The sequence below is a fragment of the Ligilactobacillus sp. Marseille-Q7487 genome (assembly GCF_949152225.1).
In the GTDB taxonomy this organism is placed as follows: domain Bacteria; phylum Bacillota; class Bacilli; order Lactobacillales; family Lactobacillaceae; genus Ligilactobacillus.
Genome location: NZ_CASCJC010000001.1, coordinates 1350056 through 1362500, shown reverse-complemented (window position 1 = coordinate 1362500; position 12445 = coordinate 1350056). Strand labels below are relative to the sequence as shown.

Annotated in this window: 12 protein-coding genes and 2 tRNA genes; 13 read left to right on the top strand and 1 reads right to left on the bottom strand. The window is 34.7% G+C overall.

Features of this window, described 5'->3' with window-relative positions:
- Nucleotides 1-110: 110 nt before the first annotated feature.
- The 7 genes from QM017_RS06815 (at nt 111) to QM017_RS06785 (ending at nt 7026) form a co-directional block, all read left to right on the top strand.
- On the top strand, nt 111-1838 hold the full coding sequence (locus QM017_RS06815) for a MucBP domain-containing protein (protein ID WP_282709222.1): 1728 nt from the start codon (nt 111-113) through the stop codon (nt 1836-1838).
- 505 nt (nt 1839-2343) lie between these two features.
- Nucleotides 2344-3813 carry a peptide MFS transporter gene (locus QM017_RS06810; protein ID WP_282709221.1) on the top strand — a complete coding sequence of 490 codons (1470 nt, stop codon included), beginning with the start codon at nt 2344-2346 and terminating at the stop codon, nt 3811-3813.
- 148 nt (nt 3814-3961) lie between these two features.
- Nucleotides 3962-4045, top strand: a tRNA-Tyr gene (locus QM017_RS06805).
- 1 nt (nt 4046) lies between these two features.
- Nucleotides 4047-4118, top strand: a tRNA-Gln gene (locus tag QM017_RS06800).
- 149 nt (nt 4119-4267) lie between these two features.
- Nucleotides 4268-5077 (top strand): pyrroline-5-carboxylate reductase, encoded by an 810-nt coding sequence (gene proC, locus QM017_RS06795; protein ID WP_282709220.1) that lies wholly within the window; start codon nt 4268-4270, stop codon nt 5075-5077.
- 89 nt (nt 5078-5166) lie between these two features.
- Complete coding sequence (gene nagA / locus QM017_RS06790; protein ID WP_178197948.1) at nt 5167-6303, top strand: N-acetylglucosamine-6-phosphate deacetylase; 1137 nt, start codon at nt 5167-5169, stop codon at nt 6301-6303.
- Nucleotides 6304-6327: 24 nt separating this feature from the next.
- Nucleotides 6328-7026, top strand: coding sequence for a GntR family transcriptional regulator (locus tag QM017_RS06785; protein WP_282709219.1), 699 nt, complete (start codon nt 6328-6330; stop codon nt 7024-7026).
- 253 nt (nt 7027-7279) lie between these two features.
- On the opposite strand, the gene QM017_RS06780 is transcribed toward QM017_RS06785, so the two are convergent.
- Nucleotides 7280-8014 carry a WecB/TagA/CpsF family glycosyltransferase gene (locus tag QM017_RS06780; protein ID WP_282709218.1) on the bottom strand — a complete coding sequence of 245 codons (735 nt, stop codon included), beginning with the start codon at nt 8012-8014 and terminating at the stop codon, nt 7280-7282.
- A gap of 173 nt (nt 8015-8187) precedes the next feature.
- Here QM017_RS06780 and QM017_RS06775 point away from each other — a divergent pair, with 173 nt between their 5' ends.
- The 6 genes from QM017_RS06775 (at nt 8188) to QM017_RS06750 (ending at nt 12354) form a co-directional block, all read left to right on the top strand.
- The gene (locus QM017_RS06775) at nt 8188-9654 is read left to right on the top strand and encodes a nicotinate phosphoribosyltransferase (RefSeq protein ID WP_178197945.1); all 1467 of its coding nucleotides are present in this window, start codon (nt 8188-8190) and stop codon (nt 9652-9654) included.
- Nucleotides 9655-9665: 11 nt separating this feature from the next.
- Nucleotides 9666-10493 (top strand): ammonia-dependent NAD(+) synthetase, encoded by an 828-nt coding sequence (nadE, locus tag QM017_RS06770; protein WP_178197944.1) that lies wholly within the window; start codon nt 9666-9668, stop codon nt 10491-10493.
- 26 nt (nt 10494-10519) lie between these two features.
- Nucleotides 10520-10951 carry a hypothetical protein gene (locus tag QM017_RS06765; RefSeq protein WP_178197943.1) on the top strand — a complete coding sequence of 144 codons (432 nt, stop codon included), beginning with the start codon at nt 10520-10522 and terminating at the stop codon, nt 10949-10951.
- A 132-nt stretch (nt 10952-11083) separates the two neighbouring features.
- Complete coding sequence (locus QM017_RS06760) at nt 11084-11548, top strand: hypothetical protein (protein WP_282709217.1); 465 nt, start codon at nt 11084-11086, stop codon at nt 11546-11548.
- Between the two features lie 2 nt (nt 11549-11550).
- Nucleotides 11551-11988 carry a SprT family protein gene (locus tag QM017_RS06755; protein WP_178197941.1) on the top strand — a complete coding sequence of 146 codons (438 nt, stop codon included), beginning with the start codon at nt 11551-11553 and terminating at the stop codon, nt 11986-11988.
- A gap of 261 nt (nt 11989-12249) precedes the next feature.
- Entirely contained in the window at nt 12250-12354 is a 105-nt protein-coding gene (locus QM017_RS06750) for a helix-turn-helix transcriptional regulator (RefSeq protein ID WP_282709572.1), read from the top strand.
- The last annotated feature ends 91 nt before the right edge of the window (nt 12355-12445 follow it).

The following is a 12445-nucleotide window of genomic DNA, read 5'->3' as shown; positions in this document are numbered from 1 at the left end:
AGATATCAAGAAATTATCGTCAAAAATGTATTTTATATTGTTAAGTAAGCGGTTTCATTTTATAATTTTGGTATTAAAAAAGAGGGGGGTTGCAGTATGCACTCAAAAAAATGTCTAAACTTGTTAAGGCTTTAGCGGTAAGTGGTTTAGTGTTAGGTGGTTTAATAGAGAGCAATTTAGCAATGTCACCTAAGGTTCAAGCAGCTGAAACGATTAATAAAAACTTTTTAGTTTATTATCGTGCTTGGCGTGATAAGGAAATGCAAGGAGTAAATACTTCATTGCCAGATAAAAACTGGATTACAATGGATGATATTCCATATGGGATAAATATCGTTAATGTATTTAGTTATGTTCCAGAAGGTCAAGAAGCTCAAGCACAACCATTTTTTGATAAGTTAAAGACAGATTATGCACCAAACTTACATGCCCGTGGAGTTAAATTAATTCGTGGTTTTGATTATTCTAAATTATTAGCTGTTCCACATGCAGGAGATTTTCCAACTGAAGCAGAGTTTGATGCATATGCACAACAGTTAATCAATGAACTTATGAAGCCATGGGGATTAGATGGACTAGATATCGATATGGAAACAACTCCTAGTTCTGATCAAATTAAACTTTCAGATGGAGTAATTAAAGCTTTATCAAAATATCTTGGACCAAAAGCAAATAACGGAACATTATTTTTATATGATACAAATGGTTCTAATGTTGATCCATTTAAAAACGTTAGTGATTGTTTTGATCAATTAGCTTATCAACAATATGGTAGTGATGAAAAACGGACTGCTAAGGCTGTTAGTGATTATGCACCATATATTTCCAAAAATAAGTTTATGCCAGGTCTAGCTTTTCCTGAAGAACAAGACCATAATCGTTGGTATGATACCAAACTTCCTTACGAAACATCCAACATTTTTAAAGTGGCAAACTATGTAAAACAAAATAACTTATCAGGGATGTTTTTATATGCTTTAGATCGTGATGGTAAGACTTATGATGAACCAGATATCAATACAATTTCACCATCAAATCTTTTGTGGACCAAAACAGCGATTTTAGAAGTTAATGGCTGGTCATTAGATAGTGCTAAACAATTAGCTAAACATCAGTTACAACGGATTTCTTATGCTAAGGATTTGGATGCACAAGAACTCAAGTTGTTAAATCAAAAAGTTGATGAAGCTACAAACTTATTAGATGTAAATGCAGTTGTTTTAGGTTATAGCTATGATCAAGCAATTAACGCAACGTATGATCCTGTTTTAGAAAATCAATTGAGTCAAATTGATTTACAACCAGCATATGCTAGTCTAGACCAAGCACAAGCTATTTTGGCTAAGCAAAGTAAGGCAAAAGTTGGTGGATTACAACAATTACAAGCAGCAACAGAGGCTTTAGCACAAACAATTGCTACTAAAAGTTATACACAAGATGATGTAACTGCCAAAACAACAGCTCTAAATACCCAACTTAATGAATTAACTGGGACGATTACAGTTCATTTCCAAGATACAAATGGCAATAAATTAGCAGATGATATGATTTTACATGGTAAGATGGGAGAAAATTATCAATTAAGTGCTAAAAAAATCGATGGCTATCACTTCCAAAAAGTTATTGGAAGCGAAAAAGGAATTTTTGGAACAGAAAATCAAGAAGTAACTTATGTTTATACTAAAGCTCAAACAACTAAGCAAGAAAATAAAACACAAGCAAAATTGCCACAAACGGGTGAACATAATAACGTTGTATTGACGTATGTTGGTGCAATTTTAGTTGTTCTTGTGGGAATCTTTGGTATTTATCGTTATTTTCATCGTAAAATAAATTAAGCTAAGACACCAAGAAGGTGGAGCTGGGAAAAAACTCAGTTTCAATAGAAAAAAGACTCACGTCAAAAAATTGGTGTGCGCCGAGTTCATGTTAGAGGTGAAAAAGCAGTTCGAAATGAATTAGGATTACTACTTCTGGCGATTAACATATCAAAATTATGGCATTTATTCCAAAAAAGAGGGATAAAATCCCTAAAAAAACGAACCCAAAATAGACATAATAGAAAAATAGCTGATCAAATTTCATTTTTAGAAATTCAATCAGCTATTTTTATGTCCAGACTGGTTCTTTTTTCCCAGCCCCTCTTCTTTTTATTTTAATGTTGAAAAATAATATTTTTAAGTTTCTATGGTTAATGATTTACTCAAAAATTAAATGTATTTAATTGGATAGTTGGGTTTTTAAAAGCTAAAATCAGGTAGTTTTATTGACCTAAATTGCAAATGAAATTATAATTAGATGCATAACTGTTTTTTTAGAATTAATTGGAGGGGTTTAATTATTATGAGTGGCAAAGATAAGGACGCCGCATTTTTAGGACATCCACGTGGATTGTCGACACTTTTCTTCACTGAAATGTGGGAAAGATTTAGTTATTATGGGATGCGTGCCATTCTATTATTTTACATGTATTATTCGGTAGCAGACGGAGGCTTGGGATTTGATAAAGCAACGGCTGCTTCGATTATGTCAATTTATGGTTCGATGGTATATCTTTCTAGTGTCTTAGGTGGATTTATTAGTGACCGTATTTTAGGCAGTCGTAAGACAGTTTTTATCGGTGGGGTTTTAATTATGTTAGGACATATTGTCTTAGCAACACCATTTGGAAAAACTGCTTTGTTTGTATCGATTGCTTTAATTGTTTTTGGGACAGGTTTATTGAAGCCAAATGTTTCAGAAATGGTCGGAAGTTTGTATTCTGAAAATGATCCAAGAAGAGATTCAGGATTTAGTATTTTTGTTTTTGGAATTAACCTAGGTGCTTTTATCGCGCCATATATTGTAGGTTATTTAGGCCAAGAAGTTAATTTCCATTTAGGCTTTTCGTTAGCTGCAATCGGAATGTTTTTTGGATTAGTTCAATATGTAATCGATGGTAAAAAATATTTATCTACTTCAAGTTTATATCCAAGTGATCCAATTGAACCACATGAAGTTAAAAGCTTAGTACAAAAGACAGTCATAGCTGTGATTGCTTTAGTTTTAATCTTGACGATTATGGGATTGTTTAACGCATTAAATATCGAAAACATTATTACATTGTTGACGATTATTGCTGTTATTATTCCGTTATATTACTTCATTAGAATTTTAGGTAGTAAAAAGATTACTAAGGTAGAACGTTCGCGTGTGTGGGCGTATGTTCCATTGTTTGTTGCTTCAATTATGTTTTGGGCAATTGAAGAACAAGGCTCAGTTGTATTAGCGATATTTGCGCAAGACCAAACGCGTTTAAGCATCTTTGGTAAAGCTTTCCCATCTAGTTGGTTCCAAAGTTTAAACCCATTGTTTATCATGCTTTATGTTCCATTTTTTGCTTGGTTGTGGACTAAGTTAGGAACACGCCAACCATCTTCACCTAAGAAGTTTTCTTTGGGATTGTTTTTTGCAGGTGCATCATTTTTATGGATGATGTTACCGGGCTTACTTTTTGGAACAGATACCCGTGTTAGTCCTTTATGGTTAACAATGAGTTGGGCATTGGTTATTATTGGTGAAATGTTGATTTCACCAATTGGTTTATCCGTAACAACTAAATTAGCACCAAAAATTTTCCAAGCTCAAATGATGAGTCTTTGGTTCTTAGGTGATGCGGTAGCCCAAGCTATTAATGCTCAAATTGTACGTTTATATACCCCTGAAACAGAAGTCTTATACTATGGTGTTGTAGGTGGTATGACAGTTATTTTTGGGATTATTTTAATCTTCTTTATTCCACGAATTGAAAAGCTGATGGAAGGTATTAAATAGTAAAAAATCTGGCTAAAAAAGGCCAGATTTTTTTGTATTCAAATTTTTTTGTGTTAAAGTCAAAAAAATTTAAAAAAGTACTTGATTATTGGTGCGATTCTGTGTAGAATAATTAAGTCAGCTGCGATAAGAGCTGACGTAAGGAAATGGAAGGGTAGCGAAGTGGCTAAACGCGGCGGACTGTAAATCCGCTCCTTCGGGTTCGGTGGTTCGAATCCACTCCCTTCCACCATTGGGGTATAGCCAAGCGGTAAGGCAAGGGACTTTGACTCCCTCATGCGCTGGTTCGAATCCAGCTACCCCAGTCTGAGCCTGTATCTGTGCGATACAGGTTTTTTTGTGCTCATATAAATTTTAATGGTCTATAATCAGTAAGCCAATTAAAATAAACAAATGGCGTTAAGTTACATAAACAGGTATAATTGGATTAGCTCAATTTGAACGGAGGAAACAGATGAAAGTAGGTTTTATAGGTGTCGGTAATATGGCACGAGCAATTATTGCAGGCTGGCAACAACAACAGACTGTAATGCCAAAAGATATTTATGTACATAGTGCACATAAAGAAAGTTATCAACCATATGCTGCAAAGTTAGGTTTGAACGCTTGTGTAAGCAATCAAGAGGTAGTTAAACAAGCTGATATTTTATTTTTAGCGATTAAGCCAATTGTATTAAAAGATGTCTTACTTGAAATTAAAGATGTCGTTAAGCAAAAAAAGCCAGTTGTGGTTTCGATGGTAACAGGTGTAAGCTTAGCTGAAATTAAAAGTGTGTTAGCCAGCGATGAACTTGAAATTTTACGAATTATGCCAAATGTTAATGTAGAGATTGCAGCTGGGATGACGGCTTTGGTAGGTAATGATAAATTAAGTGCTACTAATTACCAAAAATGCCAAGAACTTCTTGCTAGTATCGGACAAACTGTAGAATTACCTGAAAAAGATTTTAGTACATTTGTGGCGTTAGCGGGAAGTTCACCTGCTTATGTTTATTTTTATATCGATGCTATGGCTAGAACTGGAGTTAAATATGGTTTAACTAAGAAAGAGGCAACTAAAATTAGTGCACAAGCTGTGTTAGGTAGTGCCAAGAAAGTTTTAGCTAGTTCTAAAACGCCCATGGAATTAGTAGATGATGTTTGTTCTCCTGGAGGCACGACGATTGCAGGTTTATTAGCGATGCAAGAAGCTGGCTTTATGACTGCTGTGGTTAAAGGAATTGATGCTACAATTGCTAAAGATCAAAGCGTTCAAACAAAATGAGATAAATCTGTTAATTTGTCTTGAAACTGCTTGCTTTTTTGGTCTATACCGATTATAGTAAAGGTATATCATTAAAGGTGGGATTAGTTATGAGTACTGTCATTAAACACGCAGTTATTTATACAGGAGAAGAAAAAATTACAGATGGGTATATTCGTTTCGATAAACAAATCGAAGCAATTGGACCAGTTAGTGAATATAAAGCACAAGCGAGCGATCAACAAGTTATTGATGCTCAAGGTAAGATTATCGTTCCTGGTTTTATCGACGTTCATTGTCATGGCGGCTATGGCTTTGACACGATGGATGCCGATCCCGAAAAAATCAATGAAATGGTTAACGACATGGTAACAGAAGGGGTAACAACTTATTTTCCTACAACCATGACTCAATCATATGAAAACATTGAAAAAGCCTTGGTTGCTGCAAGAAAGGCAGCTGAAATGAATCCTGTAATTCAAGGAATTCATTTAGAAGGACCATTTGTTTCACCAATCTTTAAGGGAGCTCAACCGGAAGAATATATCAAAGCACCTGAAGTTGATGTATTTGCACGCTGGAACGAACTTTCCGGTAATTTGATTAAGGTTGTAACCTATGCTCCAGAACACAAAACATCACCTGAATTTGAACAATATTGTGTTGAACATGGGATTGTACCTTCTGTAGGACACAGTAATGCAACTAGAGAAGAAATGAAAAATTCAAAGGCAAGTCATGTAACTCATTTATATAATGCACAACGTGAATTTAAACATCGTGAACCAGGTGTAACAGGACATGTCTTGTTAGAAGATAATATTTATTGTGAATTAATTTCTGACGGTTTCCATGTATGTCCAGATATGATTAAATTGGCTTATAAATTAAAGGGACCAGAAAGAATCGAATTGATTACAGATGCAATGCGTGCTAAAGGGATGCCTGAAGGAATTTCTGAATTAGGTGGTCAAAAAGTTATTGTTAAAGACAAACAAGCTCGTCTTGAAAATGGGACGTTAGCAGGGTCTGTTTTACAATTCAAAGATGCTTTTGTTAACATTATGAAATTTACAGGCTGTGGTATTCAAGAAGCTGTATTAATGTCTTCTGTTAACCAAGCACGCGAATTTAATCTAACTAGCAAGGGTAGCCTTGCAGTCGGTAAAGATGCCGATTTAAACATTTTTGATAAGGATATGAACTTAGAAGCAACTTATAGCTTTGGTCGCCTTTTCAAAAAATAGTAAATAAAAAGGGAAGGTGATTAGATGGGATCTCCAATCTATATTCAGATTCATAATGAAATCAAAAAAAAGATTGAAGCAGGGAAATGGGCTGTCGGGGACCGAATTCCTTCTGAAAGGGAACTTTCAGCACAATTTGGTGTCAGCCGCATGACTTTACGTCAAGCGATTCAAACGCTGGTTGAAGAAGGAATCTTAGAACGCCACGTAGGTTCAGGGACATTTGTTTCGCGTCAAAAAGTTCAAGAAAAAATGTCAGGAGTTACGAGTTTTACTGAGATTACTGAAGCGCAAGGTAAAATGCCTTCAAGTCGGACGGTTTCATATCTAATCACTACTCCTTCAATGAGTGAAAGCGAAAAATTACAATTAAGTGATGAACAAAAGGTTTTACGTATGGAACGAATCCGTTTTGCTGATGATGTGCCGATTTGTTTTGAGGTCGCTACAGTTCCGTATGACTTGATTAAAGACTATCAAAGAGAACAAATAACTAGTTCGCTTTATCGGACTTTAGAAGAGCATGGTATTTTAATTGGAAAAGCTCAACAAACGGTAACAGCAACGTGTGCTTCAGAACGTATTGCTGATTATTTAGATATTAAACGTGGTTCAGCGATTTTACGCTTACGGCAAGTAACTTGGCTAAAAGATGATCGTCCTTTTGAATATGTACGGACTCAATATGTTGGTGATCGTTTTGAATTTTATCTAGAACGTTAAAAAGACTTTTTGTTAAATCGAATTAATAAAGTAGTCGCTCAAAATAAAGTTATTAACTTTGCTTTAGAAGCTCTCCTTACTGTTTTTTAGTAGAGAGGGCTTTTTATTTTACACAGATTATCTAAAAATTTTCTTCCAAGTGTTATGCTAAAAAATGTTTTTATATATCTATTTTTTTACAAAAAAATTAGGACCGATAGAAATTCTACCAGTCCTAAAAAATTATAGCTAGGAGCTTTAAACTCCTAGTTTTTTATTTATTTAAGAAACGTTTACGATAGACTAATAACAAATACTTAGGTAAGGCCAACATTCGAATGAAACGGCTAGGTTCTTTTAAAAGACGATAAAACCATTCTAAATGGAGATTAATCCAAAACTGCGGGGCACGTTTAGCAACCCCAGCCAAAACATCGAAACTTCCGCCAACACCCATCCATAAAGCTGGGGCAACTTGGCGGTGGTTTTTGATAAAGTATTCTTGTTTAGGAAATCCTAAAGCAACAAAAACCATATCCGGGTTAGCATTTTTAATTTGGTTAACGACAGCTTGTTCATCTTTAAAATAACCATCATGATAACCACAAATAATTGCTCCAGGATAGTTAGTAGCTACATTTTCAACAGCTTGTTTAATGACATTTGGTTTAGCACCTAGTAAAAAAATTTTTTTCTTGGTTTGGCTGGCAAATTCAAGGAGTGCACATAAGGTGTCAAAACCAGTGATTCTTTCGGGTAAAGGTGTTTTTAAAATCTTTGCGCCTTTAATGATGCCAATTCCATCAGGAGTGATGTAATCAGCTGTTTTGAGTGCTAAAGCATAATGGAGATCATTTTTAGCGGCTAAGACGATTTCAGGGTTAGCCGTTACGATGAAGCGATTATTTTTTGTTTGACAGTCTTTTTTTAACTGTTCAAGAAAGGCTTGATTAGTTGTATTGATAAAATCAAGTCCTAAAACATTGACGGTTGCAAATGGTTTGCTCATTTGGAAGCCTACTTTCAGATTAATTTACTATAATTATACTACCATAGTGAGTTATAAAGGCAAACTATGCAAAAGATTAAAGATTTTACAAGACTTAATATACTAGAAGTGTTAAAATGGAGAGGATAACTATTTTATATAGTAAATATATAATGACTTAAGAGGGAAAAATTATGGTACAAACATTTCCAGATGATAGTTATACATTGCATACAGATGCTTATCAAATCAATATGATGCAAACATATTGGTTAGAAGGTATCGATCAAAAAAAAGCAATTTTTGAAGTTTATTTTAGAAAATTGCCATTTGATAATGGATACGCGATTTTTGCTGGTCTAGAGCGTGTGATTAAATATATTCAGGATTTAAAATTTACTGCAACAGACTTGGCATATCTTAAAGATGTGGCTGGCTATCCGGATGATTTTATTGAATACTTGCGTAATTTCAAGTTTACAGCAACGATTCGCTCAGCAGTTGAAGGTGAAGTTGTTTTTAATAACGAACCAATCTTGCAAGTTGAAGGGTCTTTGGTTGATTGTCAATTAGTTGAAACTGCAATTTTAAATATTGTCAATTATCAAACCTTGATTGCTACTAAAGCCGCACGTATTCGCTCAGTCGTAGGTGATGATGCTTTAATGGAATTTGGAACACGTAGAGCACAAGAATTTGATGCAGCTTTATGGGGCACACGTGCTGCTTATATTGGTGGATTTGATGCAACAAGTAATGTGCGCGCTGCTAAAATTTTTGGCATTCCAGCAACCGGAACACATGCTCATTCGTTAGTTCAAGCATATCGTAATGATTATGATGCATTCATGGCTTATGCAAAAACACATAAAGATTGTGTCTTTTTAGTTGATACTTATGATACCTTACGTTCAGGTGTACCAAATGCAATCAAGGTTGCTAAAGAAATGGGTGATAAGATTAATTTCTTAGGTGTACGAATTGATTCTGGGGATATGGCTTATATTTCCAAACGAGTGCGTGAACAATTGGATGAAGCTGGTTTTACTTCAGCTAAAATTTATGCCTCCAACGACCTAGATGAAAAAACTATCATGAACTTGAAAATGCAAGGAGCAAAAATTAGTGTTTGGGGTGTCGGTACTAAATTGATTACCGCTTATGATCAACCAGCATTAGGTGCTGTTTACAAGATGGTTGCTATTGAAAATGATCAAGGTCAAATGGAAGATACAATCAAGATTTCTAGCAATGCTGAAAAGGTTTCAACACCGGGTAGAAAACAAGTATGGCGAATCACTAAAAAGATTGATGGTAAATCAGAAGGTGATTATATTGCTTTATGGAATGAAGATCCACGTAAAGAAGATTCTTTATATATGTTCCATCCACACTATACGTATATCAATAAGACGGTTACTGACTTTAATGCTCGACCAATCTTACAAGATATCTTTGTTGAAGGTAAGTTAGTTTATGATTTACCAACGATTCAAGAAATTAAACAGTATGCACATGAAAAGCTTGACAGCTTGTGGGAAGAATATAAACGTGATTTAAATCCACAAGACTATCCAGTTGACTTATCCAAAGCATGCTACGATAATAAGATGCAATTATTGCATGATATTCGTCATCAATTAGGACATCACAGTCGATAGGGGGACAAAAAATGCGGCCATTACAAAAGGAAATCATTGAAACATTATGTGTTAAAGAAACAATTGATCCACAAGTCGAAATTAGACGATCAATTGATTTTATGAAGGAATATTTAAAAAAGCATCCGTTTTTAAAATCATTAGTCTTAGGGATTTCTGGTGGTCAAGATTCAACTTTAGCCGGTAAATTAGCTCAATTAGCGATTACAGAATTACGTGAAGAAACAAATGATGCAAGTTATCAATTTATTGCAGTGCGTTTACCATATGGCCAACAAGCTGATGAACAAGATGCTCTAGATGCAATTGCTTTTATGCAAGCAGATCAGACAATGAGAGTCAATATTCAAGCATCTAGTGATCAAATGGTCTTAGCGGTGGAAGCAAATGACGTGACAATCAGTGACTTTAATAAGGGAAATATCAAGGCTAGACAACGGATGATTGCGCAATATGCAATTGCTGGAGCTTGCAGTGGAGCAGTGATTGGAACAGACCATGCTGCAGAAGCGATTACTGGTTTTTACACAAAATTTGGTGATGGTGGAGCTGATATTACACCATTATGGCGTTTGAATAAACGGCAAGGACGGATGATGTTACAATATTTAGGAGCACCGAAACATTTGTATCAAAAGACACCTACAGCAGATTTAGAAGAAAACCGACCAGCTTTACCAGATGAAGTAGCATTAGGCGTTACTTATGATCAGATTGATGATTACCTAGAAGGTAAAGAAGTTGCTAAGCAAGCCGCTGAAAAAATTGAAAGTTGGTATCTTAAGACACAACACAAGCGACATTTACCAATTACGGTTTATGATGAATTTTGGAAATAATTTTTTATGACGAAGGGAAGTTACAGATGAAAAAGAAAGCAAACATGGGTTATTACATGCAAGTTTTATCAAGCGTTTTAGATAGCACTGAAGAAATGGGAGCTAGCTTAAATGATTATTTTGAAGCCTTACGCAAGTTCTTAGACGAAGGAACGAAGCTGACGGCTGAACAATACGAAAAGACAAATGCTGAGTTTACTAAAGGCTTAGAGTTATATCATGAAAACTTGACTAAGCTTACTAATGTAGCTGCACCTGTGCAAATTTTAGGACCACACAAATTACTTGTAAGTAGTTATAAAAATTTTGTGGCTGGTTGTGATAAAATGCAAGCAAGTATTGATTATCAAGCACAAAGTATTGATAAAGAGATGTTTGATCAAGCTGAAGAAGAACAATCAAATGCGATGGATGCAATCAGCAATCATGTGCAAAAAATTGTGCGTAAAGTGATGTAAAAAAGGACCGTTTTTACTTTTTTAGTAGAAACGGTTTTTTTCTTTATGAAAAAACGTTGAAATAGGAATTTGAGATAATCAGGAGTAAAATAAAGATAGTAGAAAAATTTGTCTATAATGGAGGGGATTAAGATGAAAAAGAAGTTAGTGTTTAGTGGTATAATCCTAGTTTTAATGCTAGTATGTGGATTTTTTTGGAAACAACATACGCCAATCACAAATGTTTCAGGGCAAGCCTATCAAATGACTTTAGATGATAGCGATCAATTATACTTAATTTTTGCAAAAGATAAGCAACATCAAGTTATTTTGACTTCATTTAAGGAAAATACTAAGATTTTTAGAAATGAAGATAAGTTTGCAAAAGCTTATCAAGCACAAGAAATAGCTGGGAAAAATCTAGTTTATGAATTGAAGAAAAATGTTTTAACATTGAGTTGGAGTAAAAATGATAAGATAAGTGACGATGCTTTAATTTTGGAAAATCTCCAAAAAAAGGGAGATAACTTGCTAAAGGGTAGTGTCAAAGCAAGTGGAGATGGTAATTTTGCTATTTTTACAAAATTTAATAGGGTAACTTTAAAGAGGTTAGATTAAGTATGCAACAAGCCCAATTACAACAACGAGTTGAACAAATTTCACAGCAATTCTTCAAACGTCCCTTTTTACATCAAGCTACCTTTAATAAACGTTTGCGTAGTTCAGGAGGAAGATACTTATTACAGACACATAATTTAGAATTTAATTCCAAAATGTTAGCTGAACACGGATTAGAAACTTTGGATGGTATTATTAAACATGAATTGTGTCACTATCATCTACATCTTTTGAAACGAGGTTATCGCCATTGCGATGCCGATTTTAAACAACTCTTAAAACAAGTTGAGGGATTAAGATACGCACCGACATTAAAGGAAAATCAGCCACAGTTACAATATGTTTGTCAAAAATGCCAACAAGTTTATTGGCGCAAGCGACAAGTAGATGTGAAACGTTATGTCTGTGCACGCTGTCATGGAAAGTTAGTTTTAAAATAGTCATTTATTAATTAGACATTTAAAATTTATTGAAATAAGCCTGTTAGTTGATGGACAAGTTCAAAGAGCCAAGCAGACTTTTTGCCTGGGCTTTATAGAAAATTAGATAATAAAAATGAGATATTATAGTTAATCGTCATAAAAACAGCTAGATGCAATCACTCGTTGACATGATTATAAGTAGAGTTGGTAGTATGCAACTACATTTTTTTCTATAACGGGGTCATAAAAACGGAGGTGATTACATGATCTTAGCGCTCAATTAAGAAAAGCAAAAAAAATTGGTCACAAGAAGATTTGGCCGCTAAATTAGAGGTCAGCAGACAATCAGTATCCAAGTGGGAACAAGGGGGTTCACTTAGATAAAGATACCACATCAATCCCACGCTGACTTTTGCTCAACCGATACAGCCGGAGGGCTGGATAACAAGAAAAGGCGGTATGCGCCCCGTGGAGG